The following is a 21,489-nucleotide window of genomic DNA, read 5'->3' as shown; positions in this document are numbered from 1 at the left end:
TAATCTAAAAAATAACGGGGATCAAGTTATGTTTTATATATTCCACAACACAGTAACTTCAAATAAAAATTGTATTCTCACTTTTCCAATCTTTTCTGTAGCAGGATTCCTGACGTCTTCATTAAATACCCAAAAATCGCGCCAAAAAATAAAGAAGGTATAACAACTTTCCAATTTCCATCAGCGGCAAATAAAGCACAACTACCGATGAATGTTCCTGGAATATGAACGAGCCAACGACATTTTGCTTGAGTACACATAAAAAAAGGAGACAAGAGCTGTAATAATATAACCGACAATTTCAGCATCGATTAAGCTCGAAAAGTGAATAATCACTAATGCCCAAAAGACACCCGCTAAGTTTGTTGCAAAGCTTTGTAATAACCCTCGAATACCTTCAACAGGGGAAGAGAAATATGTAGTTGCACCTAAAAAGCCAGCCCAACTTAATAGACCGACAGATAAAGCAAACCAACCCCAAATTCCAGATAAGATCCCAGTCGTGATAGCAATAGCCACTAATGTACTCATAATAAATCCAAAGCTTAAATAAAAAAGAAAAAAGATAAAACAGAAAAGCGTCACGAGTGCTTTATCGAAATAAAGCACTCATGAATAACAATCTAATTTAATGTAACTATATAACTTAAATGAGATGTCGCGAGGAATTAAAACTCTTTTGGTGCAAAACCAGTCACAACAGTAATGCCCATTTGACGCCCTTGAGCTGTCATTGGGTGAACAACCACTAAGCCACGAACAGACTTTTTAAGTTGTCCCATGTCCGCTTGCTCTTTTTTAGTAAGAGGACGATTAAAAGAAAGAGACTGAATATCCTTACCTTTCGTATTCACTTCTTTTGCTTGATGATGTTTTAAACGAGCCAATTTTTTATCTAATTTAACAATTTCTTTTTCAAACTGTTCGATCATTGGCTGGTCATCACGTCTTTTCGCGCCAGCTAATTTATTTTTTTGGCGCTCGATGCGATTACTTACTTGCTGAATTTCTTGTTTTGAACTCATTGGGTTACCTTCAATAAAATAGATGTTAAGTGGTATAATGGTGTAAAATTAAATGTTTTTACACGGCTAGACGACCATTCAACATCACTATTATACCTAAAGTAATAGGAGTTGCTAGTAGATGAATGAATACGGTCATAGCGACACTAAACCTAGTCTTACAATTTCAAGTAAAAAGAGGATAATTCGGTTAGTACCGATCCCCCCACCCCTTTTCACTTTAGGACAAGAAATGCTGAAAATATCTAATAATGTCGAGCTTGCAAGCTGGGAAATAGAGCTAACTGCGATCCGAGCACAAGGGGCTGGTGGCCAAAATGTCAATAAAGTCTCTTCTGCCATTCATTTACGATTCGATATTCAACGTTCAACGTTGCCCGACTTCTACAAACATCGACTACTTAACTGTAAAGATAGTCGAATCACCAAAGAGGGAGTGGTGATCATCAAAGCACAACAGTTTAGAACGCAAGAAAAAAACCGTGAGGATGCACTTGAACGCCTTAAAACGTTAATTTTATCTGTGACAAAAGTAGAGAAAGCACGAAGAGCAACCAAACCAACCAAAAGCTCGCAACGGAAACGATTAGATAAAAAGAACCAACGTAGCCAGACAAAAGTGTTACGGGGCAAGATTTCTCATTAATTTAGATCATAAATAGTGTAATAATCGCTAAATCTTCTCTCTTTATTTCATAGAGGTGTTGCCTGTCTCTCTGATACTGGTAAAATTGCGCCTTTATTTATTCTATGTTTTTCAAGAGAGCCAACGGTTATGGGCAGAAAATTCGAAGTACGTAAACTATCAATGGCTAAAACGCAGGGTGCAAAAGTAAAACTTTACTCTAAATACGGTAAAGAGATTTACGTTTGTGCTAAAAACAGCGGGTTAGATCCTGAAAGCAACTTATCTCTTCGCCGTCTAATGGATAAAGCGAAAAAAGATCAAGTTCCTGGACATGTTATCGATAAAGCAATTGACAAAGCAAGTGGCAGTGGCGGTGAAGATTATTCTCCAGCACGTTACGAAGGCTTTGGCCCAGGAAACTGCATGGTTATCGTTGACTGCTTAACAGATAACAACAACCGTACTTACGCTGATGTTCGCCAATGTTTTGTGAAAACTCACTCTAAAATTGGTGGCCCTGGTGCTGTGTCTCATATGTTTGACCACCAAGCGGTTTTCTCTTTTAAAGGGGATGACGAAGAGGCGGTACTTGAAACATTAATGATGGCTGATGTTGATGTTGCAGATATCGAGTGTGAAGATGGCACAATGACCGTTTACGCACCGCACACTGAATACTTTAAAGCACGCTCTGCTTTATTAGCAGAAAATGCAGATATTGAGTTTGACCTTGATGAGATTACTTTTGTTCCTCAAACTCATACAGAAATCAGTGAAGAAGACCTACCCGCATTCGAGAAGTTCTTAGATATGCTTGATGATTGTGATGACGTTCAGAATGTTTACCACAATGCTGAATTAGCTGACTAATATTGATTTTACCTTATCACTTTAAGGGATATCAATAACGTAAAGCTCAAATAGAAGAGACGGAGAAGTCCTAACTGTGTTAGGGAGTATCTCCGTCTCTTCTATTTTATCGACATCCCCTTCCTTCTTACTTGAAGGGTACATTCGTATCGACAGTGCATTTTAGCGAGAAGCAAACTGTAACCATTTATATCAATCTCTTGTTTATCTCTCATTACTCAGTAAAATCCGCATCAACAATTTTTGTAATTAATATGTTCTTATGCCAAAACTCAATCTGCACCGCCGTGACTATGTTTCCATCTTAGGAGGTGATATCTCCGCGAAGAAATTAGAGCAATCACTTAAGCCCCGATTTGATAAACCAATTAAGAAAATCACACCAAGCCCTTATCTAACCGAAAAGAATCTCACTCGTCGTTGGGAAAAATTAGCGGAGCCGACTCTACAAGCTGAATTGCTCGACACTCATACTCAAAAGCAAATTCATGTGTATGAGAAAAATATCGAGCATTTTATTGGTACTGTGAAATTACCCGTAGGTCTTGCCGGCCCTCTGCGTGTAAATGGACTATTTGCTAATGATGATTACTTAATCCCTCTCGCCACGACTGAAGCCGCTTTAGTTGCCTCTTATAACCGAGGAGCGAAACTATTAACCGCGAGTGGCGGTGCAAGTGCGATGCTATTAAACGAAGGGGTAACACGTACCCCGGCTTTTGCTTTCTTTGGTTTAGCTGAAGCAGGACAATTCGTTGCATGGGCTGTCACCCAGTACGAAACGTTCAAACAATTAGCAGAGTCTACAACGTCTCACGGAAAACTCAGTGATATTAATATCAGTATTGAAGGTAATCATGTTTATCTTGTCTTTGAGTTTTTAACCGGTGATGCATCTGGCCAAAATATGGTTACTATTGCGACTAATGAAATTTTTGGTTATATCTTAGATAATTCCCCTATCACGCCAGAAAATGCCTACTTAGATGGCAACTTATCCGGGGACAAAAAAGCCAGTAGTCAAACATTGCGAAGTGTTCGAGGAAAGAAAGTCACCGCAGAAGCACATATTCCTGCCGAATTAGTTAAAAAGTATCTACACACCACACCAGAACAGATGATGCAATTTGCTCAGATGAGTACCGTTGGCGCAACATTAAGTGGCACAATTGGCATTAACGCTCACTATGCCAATGCGCTTGCTGCACTCTATATTGCATGTGGCCAAGATGCGGCATGTGTTGCGGAATCAGCCATTGGTATGACACGGATTGAAGTAGATAAAAACGGCGATTTATATGCGAGCGTTACCTTGCCCAATTTAATGCTGGGTACGGTCGGTGGCGGAACAGGGTTACCGAGCCAAAGAGCCTGTTTAGAATTAATGGGGTTATATGGTTCAGGAAAATCACAAGCATTAGCAGAAGTCTGTGCAGCACTCTGTTTGGCAGGGGAACTGTCGATCGTCGGCGCTTTCTGTGCAGGGCACTTTTCACGTGCACATCATAAATTAGCTCGTTAAATATAGATCTATACCCAAAGTAATTGGAGTTGCTAGTAGGCGGCAAGTGAATGAGGCCCCATGAGTCTAGGTTTTCTATATGATTGGGGCGAATGAATATCGCCAACAACCTAGCAACTTCAAGTAAGACGGGTATATCTAACTGGATAAAAAATGGCACTCTAAACATGATGACTCGTTCTAGAGCGCCACTTTTATTTAATGCGATATATACCTAGAATAATTAGATTTTCTAGTTGTCGTCAAGTGAGTGATACCCCATGAGTATAGGTGTGCTATATGATTGGTGAGTAAAACCAACAACCTAACAACGTCAAATAAGAAAGAGTTAGCCGTTGATTTTTCTCATTCTCGCTACCTAGTTATCGAAATGACTAAGCCTCTATAATACTAATCATCAAATATTAAACTCACACCGATTGAAAGCAACACTAAACCTGAAATAGGCAACAACACACCATAAGGTGAGCGTTCTATGTAAGGTAAATTTTCAGCAATCAATAAGCCCCACTCCGGCTCAGGCGGCTTAACACCAAGCCCGATAAAGCTAAGGGAAGTTAAGCTCAACGTGATATAAGGTAAACGCAAAATGGCGTGACGAATCAATGGTGGCAAAATATAAGGTAACAAGTAGTAGCGGAGTACTCGCCAGTGACTGCTTCCCCAAATGGGTGCAAGATGCGTGTAAGGCTGAGCTTTAGCTTCCATTAATAAGCTCGCACAATGTGCGGCAAGTGGCGCCCATGACACCATAACAATCGCAATCAAAGCACTGTTTGGATTCATCCCCGTAAGACCTGCAACTAGCAAACCTGCAACAATGTATGGTACACCTTTAGTGATCTCAATTAAGCCTTGGCTATAGCGAGTCACAAAACCCAACAATAAACCAATCATCAAACTTAAAAACGTAGCAATAACACCCATTTTGATAGTTGAAATCATACCACCGCCAACACGAGCAAGAAGATCTCGCCCCACAGCATCAGCACCAAAAGGAGCGGCTAAGCTTGGTGATTGAAGACGAGTAAATTGAATAGTGTAAGGGTCACGCATTAGTGCCCAACTGGCGCAGCCAATTAATAAAATAAAGATAGTGGCACTGACGATACGTTTGGTGGTACTTTGAGTAAAACGAATGGTACTGTGACTACTGAGGAGCTTACCACTGTTAACACTGTGCCCCAGTAACCCGCGCTGTAATAAAATACTCGTGCTACTAATCAATATAGAAAACACTAGCAACACCAACAAACCACCCTGTAACATCGGCAGATCTTGTGATTTAGCAGCACCTAAGATCAATCGCCCAATGCCCGGAATAGAGAACACCTGCTCGACTGCAACCGCACCGCCAGTTAAACCAATCACCATCATTGCGATTTGTGGAATCAAATTACTGACAGCACGCCATAACGCAAAACGTAAGATTTGAAATTGACTCACATTTGCAGATAACCAAGTGATCACCCAAGGTTCATCTAATACACGCTTAAGGCTGTCATTGAGTAAACGACCAAATAAACCAGCCGCAGGTAATGCCATAGCCAAACTTGGTAACCAGAGGTTTTGCACACCTTGCCAACCATAAGGCGGGAACCATCCCAACCAAATGGAAAACACAATGATCAACAATGAAGCAATCACGTATTCAGGCAATGAGACTAAGACAGAGCTGAAGGTTTCATGATGATTGTTTAAACGATTCTGCGTCCAACGGCGCACCGTATAAAGAACGCTCGCCATACACATCACAAATGTCATACCTAAAGCTGTCAGCATCAATAATAACGACGTCTTTGCCGTTTGTTGTACGTTCTCCATCACCGATGATCCGCTCACCCAAGAAACGCCCAAATCGCCCTGCATGGCTAGCGTCAGCCAATCCCATAGTCGTTCAGCTGCGCTACGATGAAGTCCAATATCTTCTCGAATCGATTGTAGAGCTTCCGCTGTGAGTAATTGCTGAGCGCCCGCACGAGCACGAAGAATCGATTGACTTGGATCGATACCGGCAATATCAGGCATCAACCCCACCAGCACAACGACGACCCCGAGAGACAAGACCCGTGATAAAAAGTGCGCAAACCATTCAGGCATACAAGTGCTCAAACGAAAACGAGTACTAACAACAGACAACATCGAACTAGTTCACTTCAGTAAATTGATCAATTAAACGACGCTCACGTGGATCACGTTGTACGTTCTTCACACGATGACTTTCACCTTGAATAACACGCTCATGTAGCAATGGAATAACAACATATTGCTCAAGAATTTTACTTTCAGCTTGGATGATTGCTTGTTGGCGTTTTTCACCTAATGGTTGACGGTCGGCGTATTTAATCGCTGTGTCCACCTCTTCCGAGCAGAACTGAGCTAAGTTATAAGAACCTTTACAGCTAAAGTCGCTTTGCATGTAAGCGACTGGATCACCCGAATCCAGTACCGTTGCACGCGATAATAAGAAAGCATCAAACTTACCTGATAGTGCATCAGTTTCTATTTGTGCATATTCTCGTACATCTAATTCAACCACAAAGCCAACCGCTTCAAGCTGCTGCTTCAGTAAAACAGCCACTTCTGGCAACTCTGCGCGGTCAGTAAAGGTACCAATAATGATCTTCTCACCGTTCGCTTGGCGTATCTCCATCGTTTCCATACGAGGATTTGCATCACGAATTGGTTGAGCCCATACCAATGCAGGACCTAATAAACCTTTTGCTAAATCTGCGTGATTCTCGTAAACCGTTGTAATTATTTGTTCTCGATCAACGGCTTGAGCCGCAGCTTTACGTAAACCAAATTGACTAAATACTTCTGATTGGTTATTTAGGTACAGGGTATTGGTACGTGGCATTGCCACTTCGTGTAACTGAGATGGTTCCATCATCGCGATTTGAGATACAGGGATCGCTTCCACAACATCCGCTTGACCTGTACGCAGAGCCGCGGCACGAGCAAAACCATTTGGTACATATTCAGCGAAGATGCTGTCTATTTTTGCTTTTTCACCCCAGTAACCGTCAAAACGCTTCAATTTAGCACTGGTTGTACCGTTAATTTCAGTCAGAGTGAATGGGCCGGTACCCGCATTGATTGTCACGACGCGCCCATTTTCTTTGTAAGCCGCACCAGAAAGAATCGCTAACTGTGGGCTAGATAGACGGCTAGGCAGTAATGGATCGTTAAAGCTCGTTTTGATTTCAACAGTGAAATCATCTAATACGCGAACTTTCCATTCGATACCATCCAATATCCGAGGCTTCGGTGCAGCATCCAGTGCTTTCTGTAAAGAGTTCACAACCGTGTTGGCATCAAGGTCTGAATTATCATGAAACTTTACACCCTTACGTATAGTGAATTGCCACGTCATCGAGTCAACTTGTTCCCATTCTGTTGCCAACATAGGCTCTGCAACTGAGTGATCACTTAAGTCAACCAACGTTTCTGTTGTACTCCAACGTGATAACTTAAATGCGTCATCAGAAAGTGACGATAAACCGGTACGTGGTGGTTGCATCATGGCGACACGAATTTCAGTCCCTTCCGATAGAGCTGCTTTTTCCGTTTCAGGCTTATTTTTTTCTGAGTCAAAACATCCCGTTAGTAATGTGCATAAAGCCAACGATAAAGCTAACTTGGGAAAATCAAGTTGCATAAGAAACCTTTCCAATGGTTTTTATAAATTTATTATTCTTGTATTGAGCGCTCATCAAAGCTTTTGTAACATCGTGAGCTGGATTCATTATTACACTCTGCGATGTACCATGTTCGACAACACACCCTTTGTCCAACACTAATATTTCATCACACAAAGTTTGTGCCGCATCAAGATCATGTGTCACCAAAATCAGGTGCATCTGACGAGTTTTTTGAATACCTGCCAACAAATCGAGGATCTGTTTTCGGCTAACGGGATCTAAGCTGCTCGTTGGTTCATCTGCAACGAGTACGCAGGGTTCGACGATTAAAGCTCTTGCGATAGCCACACGTTGAGCTTGTCCAACTGACAACTGCTGCGAGTTACGATCTAACAAAGAGAAAACCAAACCGACGTCAGTCAATACCTTTTCCACCTTTTCATTTAGCTTTTGCGTCAAGCCAAGATTGATCAACGGTTCAAGTAAAATTTGACGGACGGTATAATATGGATTCAAGCTCGATTGTGGTTCTTGTGGAATCAATTGAATGTGCTGACACAACGCTAGGCGTTGTTTAGCTGAACAACATGATAATGGGTACCCACACACATACACTTCACCAGATGTCGGTTTTCGAAGACCAAACAGAAGTTCAATCAAAGTTGATTTACCCGCTCCAGAAGGGCCGACAATCGCAATATTTTTCATATCGATAACTAGATCCAACTGATCAAGCGCTTTAAATGGCTCACCCCCAAACCAACTTGAACTGGAGGAGTAATGAACGCTGACTTGTTCAAAACGAACTTCCGTCGATTTAAGCTGCGTATGCCCACTCAGATTATGTTTAGTCAAAATAGGCTCCAAATATGAAGTTAAGGTAACAATTGTGTAAGTTGTTGACAAAAAGGATGTGAACTTTGTTGAATGGCTTGCCATGGCGATCCATACGCGATCATCGTGTTGTCAGCAATCACTAACACTTTATCACACGCTAAAGCCGCAGATAGGTCGTGAGTGATCAACAAACCACCAATATTACGTTGCTGAACACTTGTACGAAACAGTTCAAGGATTTCCATCTCCGTAATTGGATCTAGCGCACTGGTTGGCTCATCAGCGATAATTAAATTCGCACGACTAAGTAACGCAATTGCAATACAGATACGTTGACGTTGACCACCAGATAGTTGGCTTGGGTACTGTTTTAATGTAGATTTTGGATCTGAGAATCCAAGTTGAGATAACAGGGCAATCACTATTTCCCTATTTGCGGAAGACAAACGCGTTTTGTTACCGGTCAATGTCAAACATAATTGTTGCTCGACAGATGCCAATGGATTAAGCGCCTTAAGTGCATCTTGGAAAATGACAGCAGGACGCTGCGACTGAGATCGTTGCAACATGGCGACTTGTGCGACTTCGCTACTGTTAAACTGAATACTGCCGCCCACGCAAATATCAGACGGCAAAAAACCGGCAATCGCTTTCGACAACATAGACTTACCAATACCTGAAGGTCCCATGACGGCAAGCGTTTCACCTTGAAAAAGTTCAAAAGAAATACTTTTAAATAGAGTGCGCTCTGAATCGATGAGGCTAAGATTATTAACAGAAATTATTGGTTGAGAAGTCACGACAGCTTATCAATTGTTATATTATAACAAATGGTATCATGCTAATTTTAACAAGAAAACACCTCGGAGGGGGTATCTGATTGTCTGCTGAATCCTATTTCAACAAGATGCTCATATTTACCTATTGGGAACGACTGCAGAAAAACACTATAAAACACTGAATTAAAATGCTTTTTCTTTCACACGACCGATATAAGGATACAAGAAGACAAAGCGGCCAACATAGAACAGAGTAAATGCTAACCATAAACCATGATCACCCCAATATTGAACAGCAATAAATTGAGCCACCAAGAAAACGACCATAGCGAGGAAGGTTGAATTACGTACAGGTCGGGTAGTACCAGTACCTGTAAAGATCCCATAAAGAGTAAGACCAAAACCGGCGACTAGTGGGAATACCAATAACCAAATGCTCATATCCAGATACCGTTCAATAAGGTTTGGTAACGTGGTAAACAACATCACGATTTTGTATTTGAACAACAGCAATAACAGGGTCATTATCAAAATGCCCCCCACAGTCCATTGTAGGTTAAGCTTTATCACACCACCAATCATTTCTGTTACACCAAGTTTTCCAATTACCGCCGTGTCCACCGCACCCAATAATGGCTGAGTTACCGTTGAAACAATAAAAGGAAAAGCAATCTTAAAATAATCTTTATGGGTCAGGAGGATCATGAATTTTTTAGTATTTTGGATTTCAAGACGACTATCTTATTTGAATCCATGACCAATGTGAACAGTAAATGAATATAATTATCATTTACAATGCGTATGAGCCGGTTTCTTTTCCCTAAAGATAAAAAAGGAGATAATGCATTTTGGCGAATGAAAGAGAGAAACACCCAACTCTATAATCCTTAAAGTATAACAAACCTAATCATTCACAAAAAATCCTATCCCCTTCTTACTTGAAGTTGCTAGGTTGTTGGCTATATTCATTCGCTCCAATCATAGAGTACTCCTAGACTCATGGGGCCTCATTCACTTGCCGCCTACTAGCAACGCCAATGACTTTGGGTATAGATCATTAGCGTTTTTTCTATTTTGTATAAATACAAAAAAACCGCAATGCTGAACATTGCGGTTTTTCTTTATATCGTTTAGCGAATAGAACGAAACTTATTTAGAAGCTTGCTCGATTGCTACAGCGATAGCCACTGTTGCGCCTACCATTGGGTTGTTACCCATACCGATAAGACCCATCATCTCAACGTGTGCTGGAACTGAAGAAGAACCGGCAAATTGAGCATCACTGTGCATACGACCCATAGTATCAGTAAGACCGTAAGAAGCTGGACCTGCGCCCACGTTATCTGGGTGAAGAGTACGACCAGTACCGCCACCTGAAGCAACTGAGAAGTAAGCTTTACCTTGCTCAAGACGCTCTTTCTTATACGTACCTGCAACTGGGTGCTGGAAGCGTGTTGGGTTAGTAGAGTTACCTGTGATTGATACGTTTACGCCTTCGTGGTGCATAATTGCAACACCTTCACGTACGTCATCAGCACCGTAACAGTTGATCTCACCACGTAGACCTTCAGAGAAACGACGCTCTGAAACAACATCTAGTTCACCCGTTGTGTAGTTGAACTGAGTTTGTACGTAGTTAAAGCCATTGATACGAGCGATTAAATAAGCGCCGTCTTTGCCAAGACCATTAAGGATAACGCGAAGTGGTTCTTGACGAACTTTGTTTGCGTTAAGTGCGATTTTGATTGCACCTTCTGCAGCTGCGAAAGACTCGTGACCTGCTAAGAATGCAAAACATTCTGTATGCTCATCAAGTAAACGCGCACCTAGCATACCGTGACCAATACCAACTTGACGCTGATCAGCAACAGAGCCTGGAATACAGAATGCTTGTAAACCGTGACCGATGAACTCAGCCGCTTTAGATGCTTTAGTCGCACCTTCTTTAAGTGCGATAGCAGCACCTAGAGTATAAGCCCAAGTTGCATTTTCGAATGCAATTGGTTGAGTTTCTCTAACGATCTCAATTGGATCTACGTTGTTTTCAAGACAGTAAGCGTGTGCTTCTTCTAAAGTAGCAAAACCATACTGCTCAAGAACTGGAGTAATTTGTGCTATACGACGATCAAAACTTTCAAATAGTGCCATGATTCATTCTCCTAAGACTAATATTTAATATACAGTATGATTATTGGTGACGTGGGTTGATAACGCGAACAGCTTCAGCATAACGGCCGTAAGTACCTGTCGCTTCATTCATCGCTTCTACCGCATCTTTACCTGCGTTGATGAAATCCATCATTTTGCCAATATTGACAAATTTATAACCAATAACTTCGTCTTGTGAGTCAAGAGCAAGTTCTAGAACATAACCTTCAGCCATCTCTAAGTAACGAACGCCTTTAGCATTTGTTCCGTAGTGAGTACCAACTTGGCTACGTAATGTTTTGCCTAAATCTTCAAGGCCAGCACCTACAGGTAAACCACCTTCAGAAAATGCTGTTTGTGTACGACCGTAAACGTATTGTAGGAAGATTTCACGCATCGCTACCATGATAGCATCACACAATAAGTCAGTGTTTAATGCTTCAATGATAGTTTTTCCTGTTAGAATTTCAGCAGCCATTGCAGCTGAGTGAGTCATACCAGAACAACCGATAGTTTCGATTAGTGCTTCTTCAATAATACCGCTTTTAACATTTAAGGTAAGCTTAGCTGCGCCCTGTTGTGGAGCACAAGTACCAACACCGTGGCTAACACCTGAAATCGCAATAACATCCTTTGGAGAAACCCAGCTTCCTTCTACTGGAATTGGAGAAGAGGCATGTTGTGGGCCTCTTGAAATTGGACACATATTTTGTACTTCAGTAGAGTAGTTCATTGCTCACCTCAAAATTGAAACAATTATAAAATCAAAATAAAAAAGGATATAAAGGAGATTTTGATTTAATGTTCTTCGAATAAATAAGACAACTCATTATTAATCGTTACCAGCCTTATTCGATAGGACGCATTCTATTCCGAAAAAATCATCTCCGAAACCACTTAGGTTGAAATGTAACTTTTCATTTTTGGATACATCATCTTTAATTATTTATTAACAATAAGATAGGTTAGTAAAATGCTAATTAAATAGACTTATAAGTTTTTTTAATAACAATAAATATAATAAATAGTAGAAACTTGTTTGATAATATGTATCCTCTATCTATACTCAATATGAAATTACTATTAATAAGATACGTAATTTTCTTGATAATAAATAACAGAACCTTATAAATAAACATCTGTTTTTCCAACCAGAGGTGCTTCATGTCGTTATACCACTCTATTCTTGTTGCTATCAATCCAACTTACCCTAACTCCCGTAAGTTGTTAGTAAAAGCAAGTCTCATCGCACAAGCCAATCAGTCTGATTTGCACCTTATTCATATCGAACCGGGTGTTGGTAATCTTAGCTTTATTGATATTGAGTTAGAGTTAGATGAAGCACACCATGACGCGAATAAAACCCGCATCCTAAAACTGGTGGAGTTAAGTAAAGATCTTCCTTACCCCGTTAAAAGTTTTCATATTGGTGATGGTGATGTACCGAAGCATATTGAAAATAAAGCCGAAGAATTAAATTCAGACCTCGTTATTATGGGTCATCATCATCATTGGGGTGCAATATTTGATAAAACTGAAAGTAAGTTAAGTGATAAATTAGATTGTGACTTATTAGTTATCAAAATTTAATCGTGTACTCTTACTTATATTAAATTTTATATATACCCAAAGTAATTGGAACAGCTAGTAGACGGAAAGCAAGTGAGGTCCCATGAGTATAGCTGCGCTATATGATTGGGGCGAACGAGCGTAGCCAACAACCTAGCAACTTCAAGTAAGAAGGGGATAAGCATTGAATAGTTCATCATGCATCCCATCTTAACTCATACTGACACCAAGAATTTAATCCGTTAATTATCCTTCCAAATACTCGCATATTACTGATGTAGCTTACTTTACATTGAGTTTTTTAGAAAAAATCACGATATTCTAATTCAACAATTTTATTTTCAATAAAACAGCAATATACAACCTTAATAATACTTTTCAAGCTATTCCACCTAGCGAAATCCCCCTTAAACTCCGTACTATCAAAGACATAACATTGGCATGATTCTATACGGCCATGTCCTTATTCAAACCAGTCGTCAAAACAAGATAACTAACAATCATCACCCTTAAATATCAACCAATTAGATTCCTTTATCTTTTACACATTAACATCAATACATATAACATAAACTTTATTAAAATATTAATCATCCGAAAATAATTAGAATTAAAAAATCAAGTAAAATAGATTAATCACAAAATTTAGCCTTTCTTTAAAGTGGCAGAGGTGGGGAAATTCGAGCGCCAACACGCCTGATCTTCGGTATGGTGGGAGCCGCTGCTCGGCCAAATAGCCATCAACTTTATCTATAAATATCCCTATTTCATTAATCATAAATGCAAAAAAGCCCTAATCCGAAGATTAAGGCTTTCTTTAAAGTGGCAGGGGTGGAGAGATTCGAACGCCAACACGCCTGATCTTCGGTATGGTGGGATCCGCTGCTCGGCCAAATAGCCATCAACTTTATCTATAAATATCCCTATTTCATTAATCATAAATGCAAAAAAGCCCTAATCCGAAGATTAAGGCTTTCTTTAAAGTGGCAGGGGTGGAGAGATTCGAACGCCAACACGCCTGATCTTCGGTATGGTGGGATCCGCTGCTCGGCCAAATAGCCATCAACTTTATCTATAAATATCCCTATTTCATTAATCATAAATGCAAAAAAGCCCTAATCCGAAGATTAAGGCTTTCTTTAAAGTGGCAGGGGTGGAGAGATTCGAACGCCAACACGCCTGATCTTCGGTATGGTGGGATCCGCTGCTCGGCCAAATAGCCATCAACTTTATCTATAAATATCCCTATTTCATTAATCATAAATGCAAAAAAGCCCTAATCCGAAGATGAAGGCTTTCTTTAAAGTGGCAGGGGTGGAGAGATTCGAACTCCCAACACGCGGATTTGGAATCCGCTGCTCTGCCAATTGGAGCTACACCCCTATTATATTTAATAATTAAATATAAATAGCTAGTTTGCTTTCAGATTTTAAAATCTGAAGACAGAATTTGAAGCCTGGCGATGACCTACTCTCACATGGGGAGACCCCACACTACCATCGGCGCGATTGTGTTTCACTTCTGAGTTCGGAATGGAGTCAGGTGGGTCCACAATGCTATGGTCGCCAAGCAAATTTTGTTGTTAACCGCGAATATTCGCGTTTAACGAAATTTGGAAAGTCTGATAATTAACTTTTTTGTTTAAGTAATAATATTCTCAATACTTCATTCAAGTATCTTTTGACTCGTCGAGTCGTATTCTTTTGAGTCCATCAAAACCCTTTGGGTGTTGTATGGTTAAGCCTCACGGGCAATTAGTACAGGTTAGCTCAACGTATCGCTACGCTTACACACCCTGCCTATCAACGTTCTAGTCTCGAACAACCCTTTAGGACACTTATAGTGCCAGGGAAGACTCATCTCAGGGCTCGCTTCCCGCTTAGATGCTTTCAGCGGTTATCGATTCCGAACTTAGCTACCGGGCAATGCCATTGGCATGACAACCCGAACACCAGTGGTTCGTCCACTCCGGTCCTCTCGTACTAGGAGCAGCCCCCTTCAATCTTCCAACGCCCACGGCAGATAGGGACCGAACTGTCTCACGACGTTCTAAACCCAGCTCGCGTACCACTTTAAATGGCGAACAGCCATACCCTTGGGACCGACTTCAGCCCCAGGATGTGATGAGCCGACATCGAGGTGCCAAACACCGCCGTCGATATGAACTCTTGGGCGGTATCAGCCTGTTATCCCCGGAGTACCTTTTATCCGTTGAGCGATGGCCCTTCCATTCAGAACCACCGGATCACTATGACCTGCTTTCGCACCTGCTCGAATTGTCATTCTCGCAGTCAAGCGGGCTTATGCCATTGCACTAACCTCACGATGTCCGACCGTGATTAGCCCACCTTCGTGCTCCTCCGTTACTCTTTGGGAGGAGACCGCCCCAGTCAAACTACCCACCAGGCACTGTCCGCAATCCCGATTAGGGACCAACGTTAGAACATCAAGCATACAAGGGTGGTATTTCAAGGTTGACTCCACCGCATCTGGCGACGCGGTTTCAAAGTCTCCCACCTATCCTACACATGTAGGGTCAATGTTCAGTGCCAAGCTGTAGTAAAGGTTCACGGGGTCTTTCCGTCTAGCCGCGGGTACACAGCATCTTCACTGCGATTTCAATTTCACTGAGTCTCGGGTGGAGACAGCGTGGCCATCATTACGCCATTCGTGCAGGTCGGAACTTACCCGACAAGGAATTTCGCTACCTTAGGACCGTTATAGTTACGGCCGCCGTTTACCGGGGCTTCGATCAAGAGCTTCTCCGAAGATAACCCCATCAATTAACCTTCCGGCACCGGGCAGGCGTCACACCGTATACGTCATCTTTCGATTTTGCACAGTGCTGTGTTTTTAATAAACAGTTGCAGCCACCTGGTATCTGCGACTGCCAGCAGCTTAAGGAGCAAGTCCCATCACCGCCGGCAGCGTACCTTCTCCCGAAGTTACGGTACCATTTTGCCTAGTTCCTTCACCCGAGTTCTCTCAAGCGCCTTGGTATTCTCTACCCGACCACCTGTGTCGGTTTGGGGTACGATTTCTTACGACCTGAAGCTTAGAGGCTTTTCCTGGAAGCATGGCATCAATGACTTCACTACCTTAGTAGCTCGACATCGTGTCTCAGCGTTAAAAAAGGTCCGGATTTACCTAAACCTTCCGCCTACGCACTTGAACCTGGATAACCATCACCAGGCCCACCTAGCCTTCTCCGTCCCCCCATCGCAGTCGTAAAAAGTACGGGAATATTAACCCGTTTCCCATCGATTACGCTTCTCAGCCTCATCTTAGGGGTCGACTCACCCTGCCCCGATTAACGTTGGACAGGAACCCTTGGTCTTCCGGCGAGGGGGCTTTTCACCCCCTTTATCGTTACTCATGTCAGCATTCGCACTTCTGATACGTCCAGCATACCTCTCGATACACCTTCAACCGCTTACAGAACGCTCCCCTACCCAATATAGCAAGCTATATTGCCGTAGCTTCGGTGTGTGATTTAGCCCCGTTACATCTTCCGCGCAGGCCGACTCGACCAGTGAGCTATTACGCTTTCTTTAAATGATGGCTGCTTCTAAGCCAACATCCTGGCTGTCTGAGCCTTCCCACATCGTTTCCCACTTAATCACAACTTTGGGACCTTAGCTGACGGTCTGGGTTGTTTCCCTCTCCACGACGGACGTTAGCACCCGCCGTGTGTCTCCCGGATATTACTTACTGGTATTCGGAGTTTGCAAAGGGTTGGTAAGTCGGGATGACCCCCTAGCCTTAACAGTGCTCTACCCCCAGTAGTATTCGTCCGAGGCGCTACCTAAATAGCTTTCGGGGAGAACCAGCTATCTCCGAGTTTGATTGGCCTTTCACCCCTAGCCACAAGTCATCCGCTAATTTTTCAACATTAGTCGGTTCGGTCCTCCAGTTGATGTTACTCAACCTTCAACCTGCCCATGGCTAGATCACTCGGTTTCGGGTCTATATCCAGAGACTGTGTCGCCCAGTTAAGACTCGGTTTCCCTACGGCTCCCCTAAACGGTTAACCTTGCCACTGAATATAAGTCGCTGACCCATTATACAAAAGGTACGCAGTCACCCTATCCCAAAATGTCCTCTGCTTGATTGGGCGGTTAAATATCGATGACGATATCTGACCTTTCAAACAAATTATTGATGATATCGTCATCAATATTACCTTTAACCATTCTATAAACGGTTAAGGTTGACGAAGTCATTTTGGTGATAGGGCTCCCACTGCTTGTACGTATACGGTTTCAGGTTCTATTTCACTCCCCTCACAGGGGTTCTTTTCGCCTTTCCCTCACGGTACTGGTTCACTATCGGTCAGTCAGGAGTATTTAGCCTTGGAGGATGGTCCCCCCATATTCAGACAGGATACCACGTGTCCCGTCCTACTCGATTTCACTTAATTAGACTCTTCGGCTACGGGGCTATCACCCTCTATCGCCACGCTTTCCAGCGTGTTCACCTAACTCTAACTATGCTTAAGGGCTAATCCGAGTTCGCTCGCCGCTACTGTCGGAATCTCAATTGATTTCTTTTCCTTCGGGTACTTAGATGTTTCAGTTCCCCGAGTTTGCCTCCTATAGCTATGAATTCACTATAGGATACCTAGCTTATGCTAAGTGGGTTTCCCCATTCGGACATGGTTGGTTAATAACGCTTCTTACCAGCTCACCAACCCTTTTCGCAGGTTAGCACGTCCTTCATCGCCTCTGACTGCCAAGGCATCCACCGTATACGCTTAGTCACTTAACCATACAACCCGAAAGGGTCTTTATGTATGTTCAAACAACCAAGGTTTTTGATTGTTGATAATCAACAGGGTAATGTTGATTATCGTTTGCCGGACTCAATATAGAATTAACATCAATGATGTTAATTTGAATACAAGACACTTGAATGTGTATTGTGTTGAGAACTCGTTTATTCTTTCGAATAAACAATTATTACTTTTCAACTTATTAATGATTAAAAAATCACTAATGAGTTTACTAGTCAGCTTTCCAAATTGTTAAAGAGCTAAAACTTATGTTATCTGTGTGGGTACTCATCACGAAATATCAAATCGTTAAGGAGGTGATCCAGCCCCAGGTTCCCCTAGGGCTACCTTGTTACGACTTCACCCCAGTCATGAACCACACCGTGGTAAACGCCCTCCCCGAAAGGTTAAGCTATCTACTTCTGGTGCAGCCCACTCCCATGGTGTGACGGGCGGTGTGTACAAGGCCCGGGAACGTATTCACCGTGGCATTCTGATCCACGATTACTAGCGATTCCGACTTCATGGAGTCGAGTTGCAGACTCCAATCCGGACTACGACGCACTTTTTGGGATTCGCTCACTATCGCTAGCTTGCAGCCCTCTGTATGCGCCATTGTAGCACGTGTGTAGCCCTACTCGTAAGGGCCATGATGACTTGACGTCGTCCCCACCTTCCTCCGGTTTATCACCGGCAGTCTCCCTGGAGTTCCCACCATTATGTGCTGGCAAACAAGGATAAGGGTTGCGCTCGTTGCGGGACTTAACCCAACATTTCACAACACGAGCTGACGACAGCCATGCAGCACCTGTCTTACAGTTCCCGAAGGCACACCTGCGTCTCCGCTGGCTTCTGTAGATGTCAAGAGTAGGTAAGGTTCTTCGCGTTGCATCGAATTAAACCACATGCTCCACCGCTTGTGCGGGCCCCCGTCAATTCATTTGAGTTTTAATCTTGCGACCGTACTCCCCAGGCGGTCTACTTAACGCGTTAGCTCCGAAAGCCACGGCTCAAGGCCACAACCTTCAAGTAGACATCGTTTACGGCGTGGACTACCGGGGTATCTAATCCCGTTTGCTACCCACGCTTTCGCATCTGAGCGTCAGTCTTTGTCCAGGGGGCCGCCTTCGCCACTGGTATTCCTTCAGATCTCTACGCATTTCACCGCTACACCTGAAATTCTACCCCCCTCTACAAGACTCTAGCCTACCAGTTTCAAATGACCTTCCGGAGTTGAGCTCCGGGCTTTCACATCTGACTTAATAGGCCGCCTGCATGCGCTTTACGCCCAGTAATTCCGATTAACGCTCGCACCCTCCGTATTACCGCGGCTGCTGGCACGGAGTTAGCCGGTGCTTCTTCTGCAGCTAACGTCAAATGGCAAGCGTATTAAACTTACCACCTTCCTCACTGCTGAAAGTACTTTACAACCCTAAGGCCTTCTTCATACACGCGGCATGGCTGCATCAGGCTTTCGCCCATTGTGCAATATTCCCCACTGCTGCCTCCCGTAGGAGTCTGGACCGTGTCTCAGTTCCAGTGTGGCTGATCATCCTCTCAGACCAGCTAGGGATCGTCGCCTTGGTGAGCCATTACCTCACCAACTAGCTAATCCCACTTGGGCGTATCTTAATGCGCAAGGCCCGAAGGTCCCCTGCTTTGCTCCGTAGAGAATTATGCGGTATTAGCTATCGTTTCCAATAGTTATCCCCCTCATTAAGGCAACTTCCCAAGCATTACTCACCCGTCCGCCGCTCGTCAGCAGAGTAGCAAGCTACTCTCTGTTACCGCTCGACTTGCATGTGTTAGGCCTGCCGCCAGCGTTCAATCTGAGCCATGATCAAACTCTTCAATTAAAGTTTTTTTGGCCGCTCTTATAAAAAGGCGACCGGCTCAACGAATACTGACTTCAAAACTAAATCCAACCTTATAAATAAAGTTAGACTGTAATCTTAAAGCGACTACCATTCCAACAGAATGATAGTGAATTGACTGTGCCAGTATAATCCATAATAAATTATGTCTTACACTGTATTGGTCACTCAGTTCATTGAGTAATCTTTTTGTTGATTCTCGATGACGAGTGCCCACACAGATTTCATAAGTTTTAAATTTTTAAAGAGCAATTCCGACAATGTTAACTCAATTCTTCATTAAGTTTCGGTGACGTTGCTAATGGTTGTTAGCGTCGTTCTCCGTGTCGGTGGATGCGCATTATAGGGAGTTCTCAAAGGTTGGCAAGGGCTTTTTTAAAATAAATTGCATTTATTTGTTTGCATGAATAAAAAAGAGCCGAACTGCTGTTTTAAACAACAATTAGCCCCTTTTTATCAAGATACTGGATATTTAATCATTAAAATAAGGCTCTTCGACGTTTCAAGTGGATTTGGGTTAAAATATGCACCTTCTAAATAGGCGTCAATATAAGGTCCAGTCACGTTGAATTCTTCTGATATTTTTATGCTCGGGTTAGGGCTACAAGCACCGTGGAAACTTATCGACCAATCTCTTAATACAGAACATTCTCCTTATGAGCTTCATCTACAAGTTGGGGCTGAACGTGGAGTACTTTACTCCTGTCCAGAATGTGGTGTCGCTTGCCCTGCACATGATTTCAAAGAGAAAACATGGCGTCATCTCAACTTTTTTCAGCACCATTGCTATATCACTGCGAAGATACCTAGAGTTCACTGCAAAAATCACGGGGTAAGGCGCATTGAAGTGCCTTGGGCAAGGCCGGGTAGTGGCTTTACTTTGTTGTTCGAAGAAGTGGCCTTAACACTCGTAAGAGAGATGCCCGTTAACGCTGCCGCTAAGTTTATGGAAGTGACGGATAAGCGGCTTTGGCGAGTGGTGGAATATTACGTCGAGCAAGCTTTATCACGACTTGACCTGTCGTCTCTCCACGCCTTTGGATTTGATGAGACAGCGTCAAAGCGTGGACATAATTACGTCACTGTTTTCATTGATATGGCGCGTAAAACCCTCCCTGTTGTCTTTGCTATACCAGGAAAAGGCAAGAAAACCGTCACTGAGTTTACCACCTTCATTGAAAAGCACGGAGCAAATTCAGAGCAAGTCCTTGAAGTCGTGTGTGACATGTCTCCGTCCTTTTTAAGTGGTGTCAAAGATGAATTTCCGAAAGCGAATGTCACCGTTGATTGGTTCCATGTTGTACAGTTATTTACCCGAGCCGTTGATGAGGTTCGGAAAGAGGAAAGAAAGCACAATGACATGCCGAAGGCGCTTCGTTGGGCAGTGTTAAAGAATGCTGAAAGTCGGATGACAGATAAGCAAGCTCAAGCTTTACTTGACCTAGAGCAGTATGAGCTTGAGACAGCGAAAGCTTGGCGAGTAAAAGAAAAATTACGTTGGATAAGAGAAGCGAAAACGGCTCAAGCCGCTCGTTGGCGCCTGACTAATTTCATCAAGTTTACACTTGACGAAATAGGAAGCTCAGATGCTTTAGAGCCAGTAAGAAAAGCGCTAGCAACGTTAGAAAAGCATTCAGAGAGAATACTTCAACGCTGGACTTCGACCTATACGAATGCACGAATAGAGGGTCTGAATAGTTTATTTCAAGCAGCGAGGTCAAGGGCACGCGGCTATAGAAATACAGCCACGTTCATCACTATGATCTATATGATAGCGAGCCCCGCTGCTGAAATATTGAAATCCACTTGAAACGTCGAAGAG

12 protein-coding genes, 1 tRNA gene, 3 rRNA genes and 3 pseudogenes are annotated in these 21,489 nt (G+C 42.8%); 5 read left to right on the top strand and 14 right to left on the bottom strand.

What is annotated here, in order from left to right; genetic code table 11:
• Positions 1-77 precede the first annotated feature (77 nt).
• Positions 78-531, bottom strand: a pseudogene (locus tag L0B53_RS02740) (DUF1097 domain-containing protein).
• A gap of 137 nt (positions 532-668) precedes the next feature.
• On the bottom strand, positions 669-1,025 hold the full coding sequence (locus L0B53_RS02735) for a YibL family ribosome-associated protein (RefSeq protein WP_235058943.1): 357 nt from the start codon (positions 1,023-1,025) through the stop codon (positions 669-671).
• Positions 1,026-1,257: 232 nt separating this feature from the next.
• On the opposite strand from L0B53_RS02735, the gene arfB reads away from it, so the two are divergent.
• The 3 genes from arfB (at position 1,258) to L0B53_RS02720 (ending at position 4,045) form a co-directional block, all read left to right on the top strand.
• Positions 1,258-1,671, top strand: coding sequence for an alternative ribosome rescue aminoacyl-tRNA hydrolase ArfB (gene arfB / locus L0B53_RS02730; RefSeq protein WP_235058942.1), 414 nt, complete (start codon positions 1,258-1,260; stop codon positions 1,669-1,671).
• Positions 1,672-1,800: 129 nt separating this feature from the next.
• Positions 1,801-2,523 carry a YebC/PmpR family DNA-binding transcriptional regulator gene (locus L0B53_RS02725; RefSeq protein ID WP_235058941.1) on the top strand — a complete coding sequence of 241 codons (723 nt, stop codon included), beginning with the start codon at positions 1,801-1,803 and terminating at the stop codon, positions 2,521-2,523.
• A gap of 262 nt (positions 2,524-2,785) precedes the next feature.
• Positions 2,786-4,045, top strand: coding sequence for a hydroxymethylglutaryl-CoA reductase (locus tag L0B53_RS02720; RefSeq protein ID WP_235058940.1), 1,260 nt, complete (start codon positions 2,786-2,788; stop codon positions 4,043-4,045).
• A 390-nt stretch (positions 4,046-4,435) separates the two neighbouring features.
• Here L0B53_RS02720 and L0B53_RS02715 read toward each other — a convergent pair whose 3' ends face one another.
• The 7 genes and pseudogenes from L0B53_RS02715 to L0B53_RS02685 form a co-directional block, all read right to left on the bottom strand.
• The gene (locus L0B53_RS02715; RefSeq protein ID WP_409202776.1) at positions 4,436-6,187 is read right to left on the bottom strand and encodes an ABC transporter permease subunit; all 1,752 of its coding nucleotides are present in this window, start codon (positions 6,185-6,187) and stop codon (positions 4,436-4,438) included.
• Between the two features lie 4 nt (positions 6,188-6,191).
• Positions 6,192-7,706: an ABC transporter substrate-binding protein gene (locus L0B53_RS02710; protein WP_235058938.1), complete on the bottom strand. Its 1,515-nt coding sequence runs from the start codon at positions 7,704-7,706 to the stop codon at positions 6,192-6,194.
• Positions 7,696-8,544 carry an ABC transporter ATP-binding protein gene (locus L0B53_RS02705; RefSeq protein ID WP_235058937.1) on the bottom strand — a complete coding sequence of 283 codons (849 nt, stop codon included), beginning with the start codon at positions 8,542-8,544 and terminating at the stop codon, positions 7,696-7,698. Before L0B53_RS02705 ends, L0B53_RS02710 begins: the two co-directional genes overlap by 11 nt.
• A 20-nt stretch (positions 8,545-8,564) precedes the next feature.
• Entirely contained in the window at positions 8,565-9,326 is a 762-nt protein-coding gene (locus tag L0B53_RS02700; RefSeq protein WP_235058936.1) for an ATP-binding cassette domain-containing protein, read from the bottom strand.
• A gap of 162 nt (positions 9,327-9,488) precedes the next feature.
• Positions 9,489-9,887: pseudogene (locus L0B53_RS02695) on the bottom strand (MATE family efflux transporter); the annotation flags it as partial.
• Between the two features lie 567 nt (positions 9,888-10,454).
• Positions 10,455-11,453 (bottom strand): GGGtGRT protein, encoded by a 999-nt coding sequence (locus L0B53_RS02690; protein WP_235058935.1) that lies wholly within the window; start codon positions 11,451-11,453, stop codon positions 10,455-10,457.
• Positions 11,454-11,493: 40 nt separating this feature from the next.
• A complete protein-coding gene (locus L0B53_RS02685; RefSeq protein WP_235058934.1) occupies positions 11,494-12,186 on the bottom strand; it encodes an iron-sulfur cluster assembly scaffold protein in 693 nt (230 codons plus the stop codon).
• A gap of 431 nt (positions 12,187-12,617) precedes the next feature.
• Between L0B53_RS02685 and L0B53_RS02680 the strand changes: the two genes are divergently transcribed.
• The gene (locus L0B53_RS02680) at positions 12,618-13,043 is read left to right on the top strand and encodes a universal stress protein (RefSeq protein WP_235058933.1); all 426 of its coding nucleotides are present in this window, start codon (positions 12,618-12,620) and stop codon (positions 13,041-13,043) included.
• A gap of 292 nt (positions 13,044-13,335) precedes the next feature.
• Here L0B53_RS02680 and L0B53_RS19525 read toward each other — a convergent pair.
• The 5 genes and pseudogenes from L0B53_RS19525 to L0B53_RS02660 all read right to left on the bottom strand — a co-directional run.
• A pseudogene (locus tag L0B53_RS19525) lies at positions 13,336-13,485 on the bottom strand (ISAs1 family transposase); the annotation flags it as partial.
• 843 nt (positions 13,486-14,328) lie between these two features.
• Positions 14,329-14,405, bottom strand: a tRNA-Trp gene (locus L0B53_RS02675).
• A gap of 71 nt (positions 14,406-14,476) precedes the next feature.
• Positions 14,477-14,592 (bottom strand): 5S ribosomal RNA (gene rrf, locus L0B53_RS02670).
• A gap of 163 nt (positions 14,593-14,755) precedes the next feature.
• Positions 14,756-17,789, bottom strand: a 23S ribosomal RNA gene (locus L0B53_RS02665).
• A 314-nt stretch (positions 17,790-18,103) separates the two neighbouring features.
• Positions 18,104-19,649, bottom strand: a 16S ribosomal RNA gene (locus L0B53_RS02660).
• The 16S, 23S and 5S rRNA genes sit together here with 1 tRNA gene alongside, the layout of an rRNA operon.
• A 583-nt stretch (positions 19,650-20,232) precedes the next feature.
• On the opposite strand from L0B53_RS02660, the gene L0B53_RS02655 reads away from it, so the two are divergent.
• On the top strand, positions 20,233-21,477 hold the full coding sequence (locus L0B53_RS02655) for an ISL3 family transposase (protein WP_235058932.1): 1,245 nt from the start codon (positions 20,233-20,235) through the stop codon (positions 21,475-21,477).
• Positions 21,478-21,489 lie beyond the last annotated feature (12 nt).

It is taken from the genome of Vibrio sp. SS-MA-C1-2, from assembly GCF_021513135.1.
GTDB lineage: Bacteria > Pseudomonadota > Gammaproteobacteria > Enterobacterales > Vibrionaceae.
The sequence above is the reverse complement of the archived record's forward strand: the minus strand, read 5'-3'. Positions and strand labels throughout refer to the sequence as shown.

Bases quoted from the DNA above. Each gene is read 5' to 3' on its own strand.
- L0B53_RS02735 (WP_235058943.1), bottom strand. From the start codon at position 1,025: ATGAGTTCAAAACAAGAAATTCAGCAAGTAAGTAATCGCATCGAGCGC.
- arfB (WP_235058942.1), top strand. From the start codon at position 1,258: ATGCTGAAAATATCTAATAATGTCGAGCTTGCAAGCTGGGAAATAGAG.
- L0B53_RS02725 (WP_235058941.1), top strand. From the start codon at position 1,801: ATGGGCAGAAAATTCGAAGTACGTAAACTATCAATGGCTAAAACGCAG.
- L0B53_RS02720 (WP_235058940.1), top strand. From the start codon at position 2,786: ATGCCAAAACTCAATCTGCACCGCCGTGACTATGTTTCCATCTTAGGA.
- L0B53_RS02715 (WP_409202776.1), bottom strand. From the start codon at position 6,187: ATGTTGTCTGTTGTTAGTACTCGTTTTCGTTTGAGCACTTGTATGCCT.
- L0B53_RS02710 (WP_235058938.1), bottom strand. From the start codon at position 7,706: ATGCAACTTGATTTTCCCAAGTTAGCTTTATCGTTGGCTTTATGCACA.
- L0B53_RS02690 (WP_235058935.1), bottom strand. From the start codon at position 11,453: ATGGCACTATTTGAAAGTTTTGATCGTCGTATAGCACAAATTACTCCA.
- L0B53_RS02685 (WP_235058934.1), bottom strand. From the start codon at position 12,186: ATGAACTACTCTACTGAAGTACAAAATATGTGTCCAATTTCAAGAGGC.
- L0B53_RS02680 (WP_235058933.1), top strand. From the start codon at position 12,618: ATGTCGTTATACCACTCTATTCTTGTTGCTATCAATCCAACTTACCCT.